Raw genomic sequence first — 18,929 nt, forward strand, 5'->3', positions numbered from 1 at the left:
CTTCAAAGAAATTAAATCAAGAGCCTTCTTTCAAGCTTTGCTTGTCAGAAGGACTTCTCGTCCTTTCTGGTGCTTCGTGTTTCTTTCACGTTGTTTAATTTACAAGGTACACGCTCTTGTCAGCCACTCGGGATGACGTGCTATTTATTTTAGCACACCCTGTTTCGCTTGTCAAGAACTTTTTTCAAGTTTTTTCAGGGCTTTTTAGCCCCGAACCGCTTGTTTCGGTTCTTTTTCAAGCTCGTTCACACCTTCCGGCGCGAACTCATTTAGTTTACCACGCACACTCGCGTTTGTCAAGCACTTTTTCTGATCCCTTTCCGCAAGGCCGTCCAGGTTCCCCTCGGTTTCTTCCGATTTTGGTCAGATTTTCATGCCCTCTCGCAAGGCGCTCAGATAGAATATCACTCACGGTGCCATTTGTCAACACCTTTTTTCACTTTCCGCCCTTTTCTTTTTCCGTTCTTCTTTTGTCATTCTCTGGTTGCGACAGGGTTGGAATTATGCTACTCTATTCTTATTACAAAATCCAACGGAAAGGGGCCATACCCATGCCCATTAAAATTCCTGATTCACTTCCCGCTACCGCGGTATTGGAGAGCGAAAATATCTTCGTCATGACCGAGCACAGAGCCCTGCATCAGGATATCCGTCCTTTGAATGTAGTAATCCTGAATCTGATGCCCACCAAGATCGTAACGGAGACCCAGATCCTTCGCAAGCTGTCCAACACCCCGGTACAGATCGAAGTAGAGCTTCTTCGGACTGCCAGTTACCATTCCCAGCACACGGATGAAGATCATCTTGCTTCCTTCTATACCACCTTTGATGAGATCAGAGACCGCAAATTTGACGGCATGATTATCACCGGCGCGCCGGTGGAGAACCTGGAGTTCGATCAGGTGGACTACTGGCCCGAGCTGTGCGAGATCATGGAGTGGAGCAAGACGCACGTTCACTCTACCCTGCATATTTGTTGGGGCGCCCAGGCGGGGCTCTATTTCCATCACGGAATTGAGAAGCGTTCCCTCCCCCAAAAGCTGTTCGGTGTCTTTGAGCACCGGGTCCTCAAGCCCAGCTCTCCCCTGTTCCGCGGATTCGACGATGTATTTTATGCCCCCCATTCCCGCTATACCGAGGTGTGGGAGGAGGATATCCGCAGCACCCCAGGTCTGGAACTGGTCGCAGTTTCCGCCGAGGCCGGTGTATACGCCGTCAAAACCGAAGACAGCCGGCAGTTCTTTGTAATGGGGCACCCGGAATACGATCCCGATACTCTGGCCAAGGAATACTGGCGGGATGTAAACAAGGGGCTGGATATTGCCGTACCCGCCAATTACTTCCCCGGGGATGATCCCACCAAGGTTCCCGTGGTGCGCTGGCGAAGCGCGGGCCAGCTTCTCTATACCAACTGGCTGAATTATTATGTGTACCAGACCACGCCGTACGATTTGAACGAAGTATAACAACAGCGCCCGTCCCGGAATACCGGGGCGGGCGCTGTTTCTATAGGGTAAGCTTAACTTTCGGTCTTGTAGCCAATCTTCACCTGGGCAGTGCCAGAGTTGGCGGAGCTTCCCATGCGTGTCAGGGTATAGTCCTCGCCACAAACAAGGCCGTCCACGGAATAGCCTTTGCCGCCCACGGTGTCGATCGCCTGGGTCAACCCAGCCCAGTAGCTGCGGCCATCCCAGGAATATTGGATCGTCAGCTCGGTCTCGCCGTCCCGGACTGCCTGCTCCAGGATGCCAGTATAATAGGCGAGAGCCTCCTCATCGGTCATTTCCGGCAGAGGGTACTGTAGGGAGGCTTTGAACACCCCGCTGTCCTTGTTGGTCCCGCCGCTGAACAGCCGGTAGTCCACCCCGGAAACTTTGCCGTTTGCGGTGACATAGCCCTCGGCGCTCATCACGCGGTAAGCTTTGGAGGCATAATAGTCGCCGTCCCGGTCCGGGTAATCCGCGGGCTGGAACTCCACATGGAAGGCCCCGCTGTCAATGGCCTCCTCGATCTGGTCCACATACTTCTGTAGCTCCTCCCGGTCCCACTTGTTGTTAGTAAGGGTCACCACTCCACCGCTTTTGGCACTGAGGTCATAGTCTTTGGTCTGCCAGTTGGTATGGTAGGTGTAGCCGTCAAAGGTGTACCCCTCCACCTTCATAGTGTTACAGGCGATCTTAATGGCTTCGTCGGTGTATCCAGTAAGGGTCACCGTTGTGGTGTAGCAGTCCATTTCGGCGATGGCCTTTTCCAGAATAGGCACAATCTCCAGGGCAGTGGCCTGGTCTTGATTCTGCTGCTGCTCCTTATCTGCCTGGGCTGCCTCCTGACGGCGCTTCTGCTCCGCCGCCACATCATCCCGTCGGAACTTAAGCGACATCTCCCGTGAGTCAAAGGTGCCGTAAGCGAACTCCGGGTGTTGGTCAATGATGGCGTCCGCCACTTCGCGACTGTACTTGGACAGGGTGTTGGAGTCAAAGCCGGCGTCGGACAGGTCAATGGTAAAGTACAGCGCGTCGCTCAGCTGCTGGTCGGTGAGGGCCTGCAGCTCCGCCTGGGTCCAGGTGGGGACACCTTTCAGAGCAGAGGCGCAAGCGGCCAGGATAGCATCCACCCGCTCCTGCCGCTCATCGGCCATCGCCTGGTCCGTGGAGTCCAGCAGGTCCTCATCGTACTTGGTGCTGGTGCAGGCGTGGACGTTCTCCCAGTCCCGGTGGCTCCGACTGGCCATCACCTTGTCACTCTTCAGAAAATAGGTGTAGCGGATATAGTCACCGCCCTGGGTGGTAGGGTCGTCCCAGGTGGTATCCACATGGTACCACTGGCCGTCCACCTGCACCAGGTTCCATGCATGGTAACCGCCGGCATAGCCGGTGATGGTCTCGTTGGGGATACCTGCGGCGTCCAGCATGGCCTCGTAGGCCTTGGCATAGCCCGAGCAGACGGCGGTTCCCTTCAGCAAAGCCCCCTCGGCCTGATGGGAGATAAAGGGCATATTTCCGATGTCCACCCGGTAGTCGTAGTCGCAGTGGGTGACCAGATAGTCGTGGAGGGTCTTGACCACCTCGTAGTCGCTCATGCCGCTGGTGATCAGCTCGTCCACCACCCGCTCGGCCTCCGCCTGGGCCGCATCGGAGATATAGCGCCAGTCATGGTCGGCCACCGTACCAACGGAGATGGCGCTGTTGGTGTAGTACACCGCCAGAGTCTTGGCAATCTGCCCGTCCTGTTCGTAGGCGTTCAGATGGGTGATCCCGTAGGGATTTTCACCGTCCATATCAGCGATCTTCAGGGCCAGCTTCTCCGCCTGAGAGGCCTCCAGGCCGAATTCACCGATGTCGATGGCGGACTTCCGGTCCAGAAATCCGGTGGTGATGGCCAGGGTGGCTCCAGCCTCGTTGCTCAGCACCGGCTGCTCCTGGGTCGCCTCGCCTCCCAGCTGCTTCCACAAGCAGTAGACCACATCGGAGCGGGGGCAGTTTGATTTGGCGGTAAATGTAAGTCCATCGGTGAGGCCGCTGTTTCTGGCCCAAGCCACGGCAGCGGCGGACCAGTCATCACCCTGAGCCTCCTCCCCGGCAAAACGGCACAGGAAGGTGAGGATCTGGTCATAGGTCAGAGTCGCGGTTAGGTTGAACCGGCCGCCTCCCACGCCGTTGGTGATCCCCTTCTCCACCGCCCAGAGCACAGCTTTATAGTAGAAGGCATTCTTGTCGGTGACATCGCTGAAGCCGGTGGAGACACCGGTGGGAGTCGGGGACCCGGCGGCACGCCACAGGAAGGTCACCGTCTCCGCCCGGGTCACGGTCCTCTCCGGGGAAAAGACGCCGTTTCCAGTGCCCTGGGTAATCTCCTCCTCTACTGCCCAAGCCACCGCGTCGGCGTAGCAGGCATCGTCCGGTACGTCCTTAAAGCCAGTATCCGCCGCTGACACAGTGACCGGCAGAGCACCCGCCGTCAGCACCAGGGTCAGCAGCAGAGCAAGAACCTTTTGTATTCCTCTCATAACCAGCAACCTCCTTCTTTCTTCTGTGGTTTAGCCAAAGATGGCGTCCTGGGCGGCCTGAGCCGCATCATCCACCAGATCCTGAGCCGCATTCAACGCGTAGTGGTACTCGCAGTAGCCGTCTTTGTACACCGGCTGGTCGCAGGATTTGCAGTGGCCTCCACAGGCGGTCAGGCTGGCAGCAAGGGCCAGGGCAGCGATCAGAGCCATCATCTTTTTCATCGTTCTTGTCTCTCCTTATTGTGTCAAATTATGTTGGCAGAGACGGAAAGGCCAACAGGCCTCCCCGTACTCTCTGTGATATAGTGCTGTGGAGAGGTCCATCGGTTTTATGGTTTTGCAATTTTTTTAATTTTTTTTGGAATCGGTCACAACCCACCGTTCCTCAGGAGTGCCTCCGCCTCATCCACCGGCATGGCCGCTTCCGCCTCCTTCTGATTGCTGAGGATCACCTGAGCCGGATCGGGCAGCGACTCTGCCGCTCCCATGGTCAGACCGTCGGCGTTCTCTGTGAAGATCCGGGGGTCCTCCACCAAGTGGGAGGTGGAGTAGCTGGCGTCGACCCACAGGGTCCCGTCCTCTGCCAGGAACACCGTATAGCGCAGGCCGCTGCCCGCGAAGAAGTCCCAGTCTTCCTGGAGGATGGTCACCGCCTGCCCGTTCTGACAGGTGACAATGGTCAGGACGCTCTGCGACCAGGGGAGATCCGGATCCGACGCCACAAAGAGCAACTCCGGGGTGCCGTCGCCCCACACGTCGGCCAGGGCCACCGGGGATAGGTCGCGGATGCCGTCGTACCAACTGACGTAGGTCTCAATGAGGTCCCTCTGTTCCTCCAGCACACCGACGTAGGCGGCGGCAGCTTCTGGCGTAAGGCCTCCTTCCTCCGCTGGGGCGGCGTGGTCGCTGAGGCGGACAAACTCATAGTGGGCGGGATCGTCCAGCTCCAGATCCCATTCGGACTGGATGGCCCGCTCGGGATCTGGGGAGTCCACGATATTGACCCCCAAGAGCACGCCGTCGTAACCCTCCGGTACCCGAACGGTATAGGTCACATCCTGGTAGGTATCTACGGTGATCTCCCGTTCCAGACCGGAACGGTTGCTCTCCTCCCAATCCCCGTAGTTTATGCCGCTGGTCCACTGCTTCTCATAGGTGATGGGGTAGGTCTCCCCGTTGTAGTCCACCTGACCCTCTCCTGTAGCCAGATCCTGATTGCCGGTGCCTGCCCGCTGATCGGGGAAGTAGAGCTGACCGGTGTACCAGTCGTAGAGGCCGTACTCCTGAGTGAGGATGGTAAACGCCAGAGAGGCACTGCCGGGATTGCCCATGCGAACCTGAGCCGTATTTGTGTAGCGGATCGTATAGGTCACATACCCTTCCCCGTCCGGCTCACTCACCATGATATCCGGCTTGGTAAGTCCGCCAGCGGAGGAGAGCACCTCCAAAGCCGGATCTCCTACCATAGCAGTCAGCGGCACATCCTCGTAGGCGCGGGGCTCCACCAGGGTAAAGCCGTGGAGCGCCCCGAAAGAGGTATTGTCCGGTGCCTCCGACTGGAGGATCTCCGGAGTCTCCGACGCCGCAGGCTCAGCCGAGCCAGATCGGAAGGCAAGCCCCACTGCCGCACCGCCGATGACCACTGCCCCAGCCAGGATGGCTGCCACCACTTTCACCGAGATGCCTGCGGCGGCCGCACCTGCAGCCGTACCAGCGGCACCAGACCCTGTGGAAACACCAGTTGCCGCACCGCCTGCTGCCGTCGTTTCGGCGGCAGCCGTTCCACCGGCTGTGGCGGCCGATGCAGCGCTCCCCGCCTGGGCCAGCACCCGGCCAGCCATGGTCGCAGCTGCAGCTCCGTCCAGAACGGTGCTCTCCGCCTCACGCCGCAGGAAGTAGAGCAGCAGCAAAATGGGGCTGACGCTGTAGAGCTTCACACCCTTGCGCTCGTAATCCTCCACCCCGGCCTTGATGCTCTTCCGGGCGTAGTTCAGGCGGCTTTTCACGGTGCCCTCACTGGTTTCCATGGCCTGGGCGATCTCCCGCACGCTCATCTCATCGTAATAGTAAAACAGCACACACATCCGCTGCTCCGGCGGCAGAGCATCCACCAGATCCAGGATCATCCGCCGGGTCTCCTCGTTGTCCAGAGCCTTCTCAGGCACCAGGGTCTCGTCCAGGTTCTCCACGCCGTCCAGCAGGGAGTCGCCCTCCTCATCTTCCGGAATCTGCCACTCCTTGTGGGGCGCAGAAAGCAGGTGACGGCAGCGGTTTGCCGTAATGCCGTTGACCCACCCCCAGAAAGCCGCAGGTTCTTTCAGTTTGTTCAAGCTCGTCAGCATGACGATCAACACGTCCTGGGCAGCATCCTGGGCGGCCTCTTCCTTCTTCAGCATCTTCTTGCAGTGGTAATAGACCTTATTCTGTACCGCCAGCACCAGGGTCTCCTGGGCCTCCCTGTCCCCCTGAATGCTTTTCTGGATCAAATCTTTCAGTTTCTCCTGGTCCATCTTCCTGTCGTTCCCTTCTCTCCTGATAAAAAATGGTCTGCTTCACGTCATACTCCTCCGCCTCCCGAAGAAGGCAGCGGCGGAGGAACTGAAAAAATGTGATGGATTTCGTTGCACATTCTCCTCCCTATAGTGTACAGGATATCGTGCTGAAAAGGAATCATTTGGTTTTATTTTTTAAAAGATTCCATACTCCACATCATAATCGTTTCAACTGTCTCACGGACAACACAGCAGAAGCCGGCCCACCTGCGAAGAGGTGGGCCAGCCTTTTGCAGGACGGGGTGCGGTCAGGCGGAGGCGCCCAGCTGCTTCCACAGGCAGTAGACCACGTCGGCGCGCGGACAGTTTGCCTTGGCGGAGAAGTTCAGGCCCTCGGTCAGGCCGCTGGACTGGGCCCAGTTCACCGCAGCGGCAGACCAGTCGTCCCCCGTGGCACTCTCACCGGCAGCCCGGCACAGAAAGGTGAAGATCTGGTCATAGGACAGGGCTGCTGGACAGGTCGAACATTCCGCCTCCCACGCCGCCGGTAATACCCTGCTCGGCCGCCCAAAGGACAGCATGATAGTAGTAGGCGCTGGGGTCGGTGACGTCGGTAAAGGGAGAGGCAGAGGATGCAGGGGCGGGCGATCCGGCCGCCCGCCACAGGAAGGTAACCGCCTCAGCCCGGGTAACAGAGTTGGCGGGAGAGAAGGTATTGGCACCGGTGCCGGTGGTGACCTTCTGGTTTACGGCCCACTGCACCGCGTCGGCGTAGTAGTCTCCGGTAGTCACGTCGGTGAAGCCAGCCACCAGTTCGGCAAAGTGGAGCGTGGCGTGATCCAGGCCTTCATTCAGGCCGCCCATCTCGATCTGGCTCCACTGGAGGGCGGTGCCGCCGTAGTAGACATCGGTCAGGCTGTCACAGCCATAAAAGGTGCCGCTGGCAATTTGGGTGACACTGACGGGGATGGTGACCGTTTTCAGGCTCCGGCAAAACCGGAAGGCGTCCTGCATTTGGGTCACGCCGCTGGGAATGATGCAGGTTTCCAGGCTGATGCAGTTTTCAAACAGCCGCATGGGCAGGGTCGTGATGCCAGCGGGCAGACGCACACTGGTCAGACTGGTGCAGTTGCTGAGAGCCCACTCACCCAGATAGGTCACGCTGTCGGGGATGTACAGACTGGTCAGGCTTTTGCAATTAGCCAGAGAGGAGTTGGCCAGGGTAGTCACGCTGTTGGGCAGAGTCAGACTGGTCAGACCGGAGCCAGAGAAGGCGTCATATCCGATGCTGGTGATGCCATCCGGAAGGGTGACGCCAGTCAGAGAGGAACAGGCTGCGAATGTATCCCGGGGAATGGAGGTCAAATTCTTGCTGAGGGTCACATCAGTCAGGCCGCTGCACCCATAAAACACGCCCTGCCCCAGAGATGTGACACTGTCCGGCAGGACCACCTGCTCCAGGGAACTGCAGGCGCCAAAGGCCTGCCGCCCGATGGTGGTGACAGTGCTGGGTATGGTAACACTCACCAGCTCTTTGTGCTGATTGAATGCGTAATCCCCAATGGCAGTGACAGTTACACCGTAGATCTCAGCGGGGATGTTCGCCTCGGTGACGGTCTCATCTGCACGGGTGATGGTACCGGTGGTAGCATCAAAGTAGAGCTTGCCGCCGGAAACCTCATAGGTGAGGTCCGCCGCCTGGGCAGGCAGGGACAGGGCCAGGAGCAACCCAAGAGTCAGAACCAGGGTCAGGAGTCTGCGTACTTTCATGGAACATCTTCCTTGTATTATAGAGTAGTAGTTATTAAAGCCCCTCTCCAAGGGCTGTGCTACACTGTAAGGGATGCTGTGGATTGGTGATCATCTCCTACCACAAGATGGCTCAAGAAAGGTTCCAACCACAGCCCCTTACACTTTAGCTTTGCTATACCTTTTTTGAGCTATCATTTTTCACCACCACCATTCATTTTGGGGCTTGACTTTTAATAGTTAATCTTTCTTCTTTTTGATTCCGATGTATAGTGCGCAATCACCCCCGGTTGGTTTTACAAAAAAGAAAAAAATTTTTGGCGGTAACGTAAATCAGCTATCATCGCCATCCGTGAGGACAACATATCACAACTGGGCTTGTAACTTTCGCTCTTCTTGTGCGCCGTCCCCGGCGTCCTGCAATCCAGTTCCTGACTAAATTCGGATACTCGCCCTGACTGATGCAGATATTCAGGCACCACAGGGCAATCTGCAGTCAACAGGTAAAAAAGAAACCCGGCAAAGCATTGCAGTGCAATGCTTTGCCGGGTTCGTTGGCTTACTCCCATTCAATGGTTGCCGGGGGCTTACTGGTAATATCGTAGACGATACGGTTGATACCCTTGACCTCGTTGACGATACGGGTGGAAATACGGTCCAGTACGTCATAGGGGATACGGGCCCAGTCAGCAGTCATAAAGTCGCTGGTAGTAACAGCGCGGAGGGCCAGCGTATAATCGTAGGTGCGGCCGTCGCCCATAACGCCCACGGAGCGGGTGTTGGTGAGTACGGCGAAATACTGGTTGATGTTCTTGTCCTCACCGGCGGCGGCGATCTCCTCCCGGTAGATGGCGTCGGCGTCCCTGAGGGTATCCAGCTTCTCCTTGGTCAGATCGCCGATCACACGGATGGCCAGGCCGGGGCCGGGGAAGGGCTGGCGCATGACCAGGTACTCGGGCAGGCCCAGCTCGCGGCCCAGCTGACGCACCTCATCCTTAAACAGCAGCCGCAGGGGCTCGATGATCTCCTTGAAGTCCACATAGTCAGGCAGACCACCCACGTTGTGGTGGCTCTTGATGACTGCGGCGTCGCCAGCGCCGGATTCAATAACATCGGGGTAGATGGTGCCCTGGACCAAGTAGTCCACCCGGCCAATCTTCTTGGCCTCTTCCTCAAAGACCCGGATAAACTCCTCGCCGATGATCTTACGCTTGCGCTCAGGCTCAGCCTCACCGGCCAGCTTCAGCAGGAAACGGGTCTCAGCATCCACCCGGACAAAGTTAATATCCCAGCGGGCAAAGGCAGCCTCCACCTCGTCGCCCTCATTCTTGCGCATGAGGCCATGGTCCACGAACACGCAGGTCAGCTGCTTGCCCACTGCCTCGGCCAGCAGAGCAGCCGCCACAGAGGAGTCCACGCCGCCGGACAGGGCCAGCAGCACCTTGCCGTCGCCCACCTTCTCCCGGATATCCCGGATGGCGGTATTCTTGTAATCGCCCATAGTCCAGTCACCGGTGGCGCCGCACACCTCATAGAGGAAATTGCGGATCATGTCCACACCATGCTGAGTGTGGTTTACCTCGGGGTGGTACTGCACACCGTAGAAGCCCCGCTTCTCGTCGGCAATGGCCACGTTGGGGCAGGCGTCGGTATGGGCGGTGAGGGCAAAGCCCTCGGGCACCTTGGCCATATAGTCGCCGTGGCTCATCCAAGAGATGCCCTGCTCCGGCAGGCCCTTGAAGAGCTTGCAGGTAGTATCGTAATAGGTCTCAGTCTTGCCGTACTCCCGGGCAGTATCCTCCTGGGCAGCAGTAACCTGGCCGCCCAGGGTGTGGGCCATCAGCTGACAGCCGTAGCAGATACCCAACACAGGCACGCCCAGCTCAAAAATGGCAGGGTCCACATGGGGGGCCTTCTCGTCGTACACGCTGTTGGGGCCGCCGGTGAAGATGAAGCCGATGGGCTCCATGGCTTTCAGCTGCTCCAGCGGGGTGGTATAGGGCTTAACCTCGCAGTACACGCCGCACTCACGGACCCGACGGGCAATGAGCTGATTGTACTGGCCGCCGAAGTCCAGAACGATCACGGTCTGATGGGACATTCAAGTTCCTTCTTTCTATGGAGTCTGTAGGTTTCTGAAAATTTGCGCAACAATTATAGCTTAGAATATCATATTTTTTCCCCGGGCGCAATACTTCTCCCACGTCCGCGCCGCGTTTGAAGCAGGTGATGCCATCCCCCGCCGAACAGGAAGCTGGTGACACGCCCTGTCACCGGATTACCCAACAGAAGCAGCAGCCCCACCCATACCAGCAGCACCTGCCACGGTTGGGCCAGCAAATAGGGGAATTTCAGCCGAAGCAGATGGAAGAAAAAGCCGTGGAGCAGATAGATGGGCAGGGTATTCTGCCCCAAAACAGTTATCACCGGGATCCTGCGCTTAAGGTGAGGGGCCAGGCCTGCAAACAGGAGAAAAATCACACTGGCCGAGCAGCACATGATAAGTCCCCGCACCTGCCAGCTATAGCCCAGATCCTCATAGCCGTAGGCGCCCAGCATCATTTTTGCAGTCACGTCCTGCCGCAGCAGCAGCCACTCTAAAACCACGCAGCAGGCGGCCGCAAGGCCAAGCACAATCCCTCTGAGGGTCCGTCCTCCCCCGTTCCAGCGGGCTCGCAGGCCGTCCGCCCGTCTGAAGTAGTAGCCCAACAGAAACCAGGGCTGAAAGGCGATAATCCGGGAGGCGCTCCATTGGTAGTCTATGCTCTTGTCAAAGCCCACCAGCAGCGCCAGGGCTACCGACGCGGCCACCATCAACCATCGCCCCACAGGGGACGGAACATCATATACCGGCAGCAGAAGGGTGTAAACGGCCAGCACAAAAAGGTACCACAAAATCCAGTAGGGTCTTGAAAACTGCACATGAACGTAGGGGTCCCCCAGCTTTTCCACAAAGGCAGTATACAGCCACTGGAAGATCAGGTAGGGCAGCGCCATGCCAAAAATCCATTTGCTCCGATCAAATCTGGCAAACATCCCACTGAGAAATAAAAAGGCTGGCATATGAAAAGAATAAATTACGGCATACAAAGTCTCTTTGTGGGGAAACTCTCCCGCAATCTCCAGCAGGTGCCCCAGCACCACCAGGGCAATGAGCAAAAAGCGCAGATTATCATACTGATATTCCCTTGTTTTCACGTCCGGCGCGCCTTCTTTCCACGACAGCCTATGCCCGCTTAGAATATCATGTTTTCTTCCCTCCCGCAATAGCAGCAAAAAGGCCGCCGAGTTCTGACAGCTCAGCGGCCTTTTATTCAGGCACCTATCTCCGCGCCGCCCCATTCCACAGCGGTAAAGCCGGTACGCTCTGGAGCGGTGAGGATCTGGGGCTCCACCTCCACCGGCTGGTCCAACCCCTGCCAGGCCATGAATACCCGGATCAGGGTATCCGGGGCCGGGTCAATGGTCAGCTTGGCGCTGTCGGTGTAGGCCTCCTGTTGGAAAGAGATCAGGTTATAGGGGTTGTGCTCCATCTTGGGCAGCCAGTAGATAATAAACTCGTTTGCCTCCTGCTCTGTCAGGCCCAACTGGGCCAGGGCGTCCTCCAGAAATGCGGCTGTGTTTTCCCCAGCTACGCAAAAGCCGGTGGAAAAGTCGTATTCGGTCTGGCTCACGCCCTCCCAGAACAGGCAGTAATACTGCCGTCCGGTGGTCGGGTCCGTGAGGGTCCCGTCGGGAGAAGCGTCCACCGTCCAGCCGTCCCCATAGGCGGGATAGGTGGAGGTCAGTTCCCCATCAAAGTCCAGGGTAACGGAGACCTTGGTTTCTTCCTCCGGGTAGAGGTAAATCACCGGTTTTTCGGCCGCAGGGCCTCTGTCCGGAGTTCTGCATCCGGTCAGCGAGGCGGCCAGCAGACAGGCCGCCAGGGTCAAAGGAACCAGTTTACGCATAAAAACTCCCCCTTCCAGATTCTTAGGTCCTTTTTATCAGACGAATCCGGAAGGGGGAAGTTCCCAATTTAATTAAATCTGGGTAATATCAATGGGCCGCAGGTCGGAGGGCCGGCCCTGGGTGCGAATGGTGAGCATGGCCCGTGCGGTGTCAATAGCGGTGATGCAGGCCACGGAGTGCTCCACGGTGGAGCGGCGGATCTTGAAGCCGTCGGTATCGTGGCGGCGGCCCCGGGTGGGGGTATTGATGACCAGATCCACGGTGCCGGAAGCGATCATGTCCAAGATGTTGGGGTGAGCCTCGGAGACCCGGGCCACCTTGCGAGCGGGGATGCCCACGGCATTGAGGGCCTCGCAGGTGCCGCTGGTAGCCAGGATCTCAATGCCCATGTCGGCAAAGCCCTGGGCGATACCGATGATCTCCCCCTTGTCCTCGTCCTTCACGGTGATGATGATGCGCCCGCCGGTCTTGGGGGCCTTCATGTTGGCCCCCTTGAAGGCCTTCAGCAGGGCCTGGGGGAAGGACTCGGCCAGACCCAGGCACTCGCCGGTGGACTTCATCTCGGGGCCCAGGCCGGTGTCCACGTCGGTGAGCTTCTCAAAGGAGAACACCGGCATTTTCACGGCGTAGTAGTCGGCCTCTTTGTAGATGCCGGTACCGTAGCCCAGGTCTTTCAGCTTCTGCCCCAGCATGACCTTGGTGGCCAAGTCGATGATGGGCACGCCGGTGACCTTGGAGATATAGGGGATGGTACGGGAGGAGCGGGGGTTGACCTCGATGACATACACTGTGTCGTCATAGATGACAAACTGGATGTTCACCAGGCCCACCACACCCAGAGCCTTGGACAAGTCGTAGGTATAGCGGTAGATGGTCTCCTTGTGCTTCTCCTCGATGTGGATGGGGGGATAGACGGAGATGGAGTCGCCGGAGTGGACGCCGGCCCGCTCGATGTGCTCCATGATGCCGGGGATGAGCAGATCCTCCCCGTCAAACACGCCGTCGACTTCCACCTCACGGCCCATCAGATACTTATCCACCAGGATGGGATGCTCCTGCTCCACCTGGTTGATGATGCGCATGAACTCGGTGATGTTGCGGTCGTTGTAGGCGATCTCCATGCCCTGGCCGCCCAGCACATAGGATGGGCGCACCAGCACGGGGTAGCCCACCTCGTGGGCGGCTTCCAGGGCCTGCTCGGTGGTAAACACCGTCTTACCGGCGGCGCGGGGAATCTTGCACTGGTTGAGGATCTCGTCAAAGCGTTCCCGGTCCTCGGCGGCGTCCACGCCGTCGGCGGAGGTACCCAGGATGGGCACGCCCATGTTGGTGAGGGCCTGGGCCAGCTTGATGGCGGTCTGACCGCCGAACTGCACCACGGCGCCCCAGGGCTTCTCCAGCTCCACCACGGCCTCCACGTCCTCGGGAGTCAGAGGCTCAAAGTACAGCTTGTCGGCCACGTCGAAGTCGGTGGACACAGTCTCGGGGTTGTTGTTGATGATAATGGTCTCATAGCCCAGGCGCTTGAAGGCCCAGACGGAATGGACGGAGCAGTAGTCGAACTCGATGCCCTGGCCGATGCGGATGGGGCCGGAGCCCAGCACCAGCACCTTCTTCTTGTCCTGCCCGGGCCGGTGGGCCTCAGGCGTAGCAGCAGCCAGCCAGGGAGCCTCCGGGATATGGGGAGCCAGCTCACCCACCTGGGGCAGATGAAGCTCCTCGGCAGCCTCGTTCTCCTCATCGTAGGTGGAGTAGTAATAGGGGGTCTGAGCCTCAAACTCGGCGGCGCAGGTGTCCACCATCTTGAAGGCGGGGCGGATGCCGAAGCCCTCCCGCAGGGCCTTGATCTCCTTCCGCTCCCTGCCGGACAGTGCGGCGATCCAGGCGTCGGAGAAGCCCATCTCCTTGGCCATGCGCAGAGTGTCGGCATCCAGGTGGCCGTGGTCCAGCTTGTCCTCCATGTCCACGATGTTCTGGAGCCGGTCCAGGAACCACAGGTCGTACTTGGTGATCTTGTTGATCTTCTCGGGGGAGAAGCCCCGGCGCAGGGCCTCGGCCACCACGAAGAGGCGCTGGTCGTCGATATTTACCAGCCGCTCCTCGATCTCCTCGGTGTACAGCTGATCCAGGCCGGGCAGGCGCAGGGACTTCACAGGCAGTTCCAGGGAACGGATGGCCTTCATCAGGGCACCCTCAAAGGAGTTGCCGATGGCCATAACCTCGCCGGTGGCCTTCATCTGGGTGCCCAGAGTACGGCTGGCGGTGGTGAACTTGTCGAAGGGCAGACGGGGGATTTTCAGCACGCAGTAGTCAAGGGTGGGCTCAAAGCAGGCGGTGGTCTTGCCGGTCACCGCGTTGGGAATCTCGTCCAGGGTGTAGCCCAGGGCGATCTTGGCGGCCACCTTAGCGATGGGATAGCCGGTGGCCTTGGAGGCCAGGGCGGAGGAGCGGCTCACGCGGGGGTTGACCTCAATGACCGCGTACTCGAAGGAATCGGGATTCAGAGCCAGCTGCACGTTACAACCGCCCTCGATCTCCAGGGCGGAGATGATGTCCAGGGAGGCCTTACGCAGCATCTGGAATTCCCGGTTGGCCAGAGTCTGGGTTGGGGCCACCACGATGGAGTCGCCGGTATGGACGCCCACCGGGTCCACGTTCTCCATGGAACAGATCTGAATCACGTTTCCGGCGCTGTCCCGCATGACTTCGAACTCGATCTCCTTCCAGCCGGAGATGCACCGTTCGATGAGGACCTGGCCCACGCGGCTCAGATGGATACCCCGATCGGCGATCTCCCGCAGGGACATCTCGTCGTAGGCAATGCCGCCGCCGGTGCCGCCCAGGGTGTAGGCGGGGCGGACAATGACGGGGTAGCCGATGGACCCGGCAAAAGCCACCGCATCCTCCACGCTCTCCACCACATCGGAGGTGACGCAGGGCTGGCCGATGGCCTCCATGGCGTCCTTGAAGCCCTGGCGGTCCTCCGCCTTGCGGATGGACTCAGGGCTGGTGCCCAGCAGCTTGACGCCGTACTGCTGCAGGATGCCCTGTTCGTGGAGGTTCATAGCCAGGTTCAGGCCGGTCTGGCCACCCAGAGTGGGCAGGATGGAGTCGGGGCGCTCCTTCTGGATCACCTGCTCTACGCTGGCGATGTTCAGGGGTTCAATATACACATGATCAGCAATGTCCTTGTCGGTCATGATGGTGGCGGGGTTGGAGTTGACCAGCACCACCTCCACGCCCTCTTCCTTCAGAGCGCGGCAGGCCTGGGTTCCTGCGTAGTCGAACTCGGCGGCCTGGCCGATGACGATGGGGCCGGAGCCCAGCACCAGTACCTTCTTAATATTCGGATTCTTGGGCATTACCGGTCGCCTCCCTTCATGCTGTCCACAAAGCGGTCAAAGAGATATTCGGTGTCCATGGGGCCGGGGGAGGCCTCGGGGTGGAACTGGACGGTGAAACAGTTGGGCCGCTTATAGCGCAGGCCCTCCACGCTGCCCTCGTTGACGTTGACGTGGGAGATCTCTGCCACAGCGGGGTCCACGCTCTCGGCGGTGACCACATAACCGTGGTTCTGGCTAGTGATAAAGGCCCGTCCGGCAGCCAGATCCTTCACCGGGTGGTTGCCGCCCCGGTGGCCGAAGCGCATCTTCCGGGTCTGGGCGCCGGTGGCCAGAGCCAGCAGCTGGTGGCCCAGGCAGACGGCAAAGAGGGGCAGGCTGGAGTCGTAGAGTTTGCGTACCTCTTTAATAATGTCCACATTGTCCGCCGGGTCGCCGGGGCCGTTGGACAGCATGACGCCGTCATAGCCGCCGGTGAGGATGGTTTCCGCCGGGGTGTGGGCAGGATAGACGGTGACCTGGCAGCCCCGCTTTTGGAGGCAGCGGATCATGTTTTCCTTCACGCCGTAGTCCATCAGGGCCACCCGCAGCTTCTGCTCGCCCAGAGCAGGATAGAGCTGGGGCGCCTTCCGGGTCACCTTTTCCACGGTGCCCTCCACCCGATAGGCATGGATCTTCTCCAGGCACTCCTCTACATGAAAATGCTCCGCACAGGTGATCATACCATTCATGGTCCCCTGACTGCGGAGTATTCTGGTTAAAGCCCGGGTATCCACGCCTTCGATCCCGGTAATGTCATATTGTTTCAGATAGGCGTCCAGCTCACCCTCGCAGCGGAAATTGCTGCCCCGCCGGGCCAGATGCCGCACGATAAATGCCTCAGCCCAGGGTCGGGAGGACTCATTATCCTCGTGGTTTACGCCGTAATTGCCAATGAGGGGATAGCTCATCACGATTCCCTGTCCCGCATAGGAGGGATCGGTCAGGATCTCCTGGTAGCCGGTCATGGAGGTGTTGAACACCATTTCGCACACCCGGTCTGCGGGGGAGCCCATGCTGACGCCCTGGAACATGGCGCCGTTCTCCAGAATCAAGGTCGCCTTCATCTCCTGCATCACGCCTTTCTTTCCATGGTATTTGTTCGATTGTACTCTAAATATCCGCCTCCGGCAACTCCCTTTTTCCCTTCTTTTTCAAAATCGTAATTTTGGACAAAAAGTCGGAGCGCATCCCCCGTTTTTCACGGTCAATGCGCCCCGAATGTCTCAAGAATCTATATTTGACCTAATAATTATTTTGGTGGTTCTATGTCCACCACCACCAGCTCCGGCCGGTTGAACAGACGGGGCACCCGGGTGCTCTCCCGGGCCAGTCCCCGGCTGACAATGAGGGTGGCGCCGCCGATCTCATAGCGCCCGCCGGCATAGGTGGGGAACATTCCCTGATTGGGGGCCAGTACCCCGTTAATGAGGCCGGGCAGCCGCCATTGACCCCCATGGGCGTGACCGGCCAGTACCAGATCAAATCCGCTGCCGGCGTAGTCGCTCACCCGCTCGGGCCGATGGGTCAGCAAAATAGAGAAGTGACTGCCGTCCAGATCACCGCTGGCGGCGGTCAGCTGGTCCTGCCAGTTCTCCTCTCCCGTCTCCGGGTCGTCAATGCCGCCGATCTGCACCATCTGTGCCCCGGCAGCGGCGCAGACACATTTGCCGTCCAGCACCACCGCACCGCAGGCTGTCAGCAGTTCTTTGACCACAGCCAGCCGCCCGGTGCGGTGCTCGTGATTGCCCGAGGCGTAATATACCGGCCAGCGGTCGGCCAGCTTTTTTACCGTGAGCAGGGCACGCCACTCCTCCATCCGGGGCTCATCATCCACAATATCGCCGCACATGACCACCAGATCCGGTTTCTGCGCAGCCACCGCCGCCACCAACTGTTCCTGGTTTTTCCCGTACCGGCAGGCGTGAAGGTCGGTAAGTACTGCCAGGCGAATGGGACCATCCACCTTTTCACTTTCCACTGTATAGTGCCGCACCGCCAAGCGAACATCCAAGGCTGCCAGCAGGATACCGGCAGTTGCACTCCCTGCGGTCAGCAACGCCGCTGTTCTTTTTTTCATCGGTTCCCTCCTTTTGTATATCTGCCGCCATCCCGGTCATACTGAAGGTATCGTGATCTCCGGGAGGTCGTTTCATGGTCATTGCCTTTTTACGCACAATCATTCTTTATGCCTTTATTATTGCCGGTATCCGGCTTATGGGCAAGCGGCAGGTGGGTGAGCTGGAGCCCTCCGAGCTGGTGTTGGCCCTGCTCATCGCCGATCTGGCTGCCGTTCCCATGCAGGACTTCGGCATTCCCCTGCTCACCGGCCTCATCCCCATCCTCACCCTGCTGTGCATCACCATGGCCCTGTCGGTGCTCACCATGAAGAGCATCAATTTCCGGGCGGTGCTCTGCGGCCGTCCCAGCATCATCGTGGAAAACGGGAAACTGCGCCAGGGCGAGATGAAGCGCAACCGCTTCACTTTGGATGAACTGATGGAGGAACTGCGGATGAAGGGGGTTACCGACCTTTCCACCGTCAAGTATGCCATTCTGGAGACCAACGGCCAGCTGTCCGTTCTCCCCTTCGCCGCCCAGAAGCCGCCCACCGCTCAGGACCTGGATCTGCACCTGCCGGAACCGGGGCTGCCGGTGGTCATGATCAACGACGGACGGGTCATCACCCGCAATCTCCATAGCCGGGGCCTGGACGAGGTGTGGCTGGACAAGCAACTTCAGCAGCACCATGTGAAACGGACCCAGGACGTGTTTCTGCTGACGGTGGATGAGACCAACAAGGTCTGCGTCATTGAAAAGGAGGCGGTCCGGTGAAGCGGCTGTGGATCGCCCTGGCACTGCTGGCTGCCCTGCTGTGCGGCACCCTGCTCCATACCTGGTCCCTGCGGGGCTTTACCCAGGGTCTGTCCGACGCTCTGGATGAAGCTCAGACCCTGGCCCGGGCCGACCGCTGGGAGGATGCTCGTTCCCTGACGGAAGAGGCCCTGCAAACCTGGCGGGAGCGGGATGTGTATCTCCACGTCCTGCTCCGCCACGCCGACACCGACCAGATCTACGCCGGCTTCCAGGAGACCCTGGCCCTGCTGGAGAGCCAAGAATACGGCGAATACGCCGCCGCCAACGCCCGACTGGTCACACAGATCGAACTGCTCAGCGAGGCGGAGCAGCTCACCTTAAAAAATGTCTTTTAAACGAAAGGGGGGCGCATCTGCCGCGCCCCCCCTGCAATCTCTCTTACTTGTTCCCCTCCATTTTATTTTCGTCATCTGTCCCAGCATTTTGTCACTTCCAAAACACATTCCTTGTACCCCCTTCCTCCCCCTATGACCC

The 18,929-nt window shown here is 59.0% G+C and carries 13 protein-coding genes; 3 read left to right on the top strand and 10 right to left on the bottom strand.

Annotated features, from left to right (window positions below; translation table 11 throughout):
- Nucleotides 1-551 precede the first annotated feature (551 nt).
- Nucleotides 552-1,466 (top strand): homoserine O-acetyltransferase MetA, encoded by a 915-nt coding sequence (metA, locus tag B5F94_RS13705; RefSeq protein WP_087330884.1) that lies wholly within the window; start codon nucleotides 552-554, stop codon nucleotides 1,464-1,466.
- 53 nt (nucleotides 1,467-1,519) lie between these two features.
- Here the strand turns inward: metA and B5F94_RS13710 are convergent, their stop codons facing one another.
- The 10 genes from B5F94_RS13710 to B5F94_RS13755 form a co-directional block, all read right to left on the bottom strand.
- On the bottom strand, nucleotides 1,520-4,006 hold the full coding sequence (locus tag B5F94_RS13710; protein ID WP_087330886.1) for an S-layer homology domain-containing protein: 2,487 nt from the start codon (nucleotides 4,004-4,006) through the stop codon (nucleotides 1,520-1,522).
- A gap of 30 nt (nucleotides 4,007-4,036) precedes the next feature.
- On the bottom strand, nucleotides 4,037-4,228 hold the full coding sequence (locus tag B5F94_RS13715) for a hypothetical protein (RefSeq protein WP_087271833.1): 192 nt from the start codon (nucleotides 4,226-4,228) through the stop codon (nucleotides 4,037-4,039).
- A 146-nt stretch (nucleotides 4,229-4,374) separates the two neighbouring features.
- Entirely contained in the window at nucleotides 4,375-6,516 is a 2,142-nt protein-coding gene (locus tag B5F94_RS13720; protein WP_087330887.1) for an RNA polymerase sigma factor, read from the bottom strand.
- Between the two features lie 477 nt (nucleotides 6,517-6,993).
- The gene (locus B5F94_RS13725) at nucleotides 6,994-8,268 is read right to left on the bottom strand and encodes a leucine-rich repeat protein (protein ID WP_087330889.1); all 1,275 of its coding nucleotides are present in this window, start codon (nucleotides 8,266-8,268) and stop codon (nucleotides 6,994-6,996) included.
- Nucleotides 8,269-8,806: 538 nt separating this feature from the next.
- The gene (gene guaA / locus B5F94_RS13730) at nucleotides 8,807-10,348 is read right to left on the bottom strand and encodes a glutamine-hydrolyzing GMP synthase (protein ID WP_087330891.1); all 1,542 of its coding nucleotides are present in this window, start codon (nucleotides 10,346-10,348) and stop codon (nucleotides 8,807-8,809) included.
- A gap of 68 nt (nucleotides 10,349-10,416) precedes the next feature.
- Nucleotides 10,417-11,445, bottom strand: a complete 1,029-nt coding sequence (locus B5F94_RS13735; RefSeq protein WP_158100297.1) for an acyltransferase family protein — start codon at nucleotides 11,443-11,445, stop codon at nucleotides 10,417-10,419.
- Nucleotides 11,446-11,561: 116 nt separating this feature from the next.
- Nucleotides 11,562-12,197, bottom strand: a complete 636-nt coding sequence (locus B5F94_RS16970) for a hypothetical protein (protein ID WP_087330895.1) — start codon at nucleotides 12,195-12,197, stop codon at nucleotides 11,562-11,564.
- A gap of 72 nt (nucleotides 12,198-12,269) precedes the next feature.
- A complete protein-coding gene (gene carB / locus B5F94_RS13745; RefSeq protein ID WP_087330897.1) occupies nucleotides 12,270-15,560 on the bottom strand; it encodes a carbamoyl-phosphate synthase large subunit in 3,291 nt (1,096 codons plus the stop codon).
- Entirely contained in the window at nucleotides 15,560-16,654 is a 1,095-nt protein-coding gene (locus tag B5F94_RS13750; protein ID WP_087330899.1) for a carbamoyl phosphate synthase small subunit, read from the bottom strand. Before B5F94_RS13750 ends, carB begins: the two co-directional genes overlap by 1 nt.
- 176 nt (nucleotides 16,655-16,830) lie before the next feature.
- Nucleotides 16,831-17,658, bottom strand: coding sequence for a metallophosphoesterase (locus tag B5F94_RS13755; protein WP_087330901.1), 828 nt, complete (start codon nucleotides 17,656-17,658; stop codon nucleotides 16,831-16,833).
- Between the two features lie 74 nt (nucleotides 17,659-17,732).
- Here B5F94_RS13755 and B5F94_RS13760 point away from each other — a divergent pair, with 74 nt between their 5' ends.
- Nucleotides 17,733-18,413, top strand: a complete 681-nt coding sequence (locus B5F94_RS13760; protein WP_087330903.1) for a DUF421 domain-containing protein — start codon at nucleotides 17,733-17,735, stop codon at nucleotides 18,411-18,413.
- Nucleotides 18,410-18,790, top strand: a complete 381-nt coding sequence (locus B5F94_RS13765; protein WP_087330905.1) for a DUF4363 family protein — start codon at nucleotides 18,410-18,412, stop codon at nucleotides 18,788-18,790. The genes B5F94_RS13760 and B5F94_RS13765 overlap by 4 nt, the downstream gene beginning before the upstream one ends.
- Nucleotides 18,791-18,929: the final 139 nt, after the last annotated feature.

The sequence above is a fragment of the Flavonifractor sp. An4 genome (genome assembly GCF_002161755.1).
Lineage (GTDB): Bacteria > Bacillota > Clostridia > Oscillospirales > Oscillospiraceae > Flavonifractor > Flavonifractor avicola.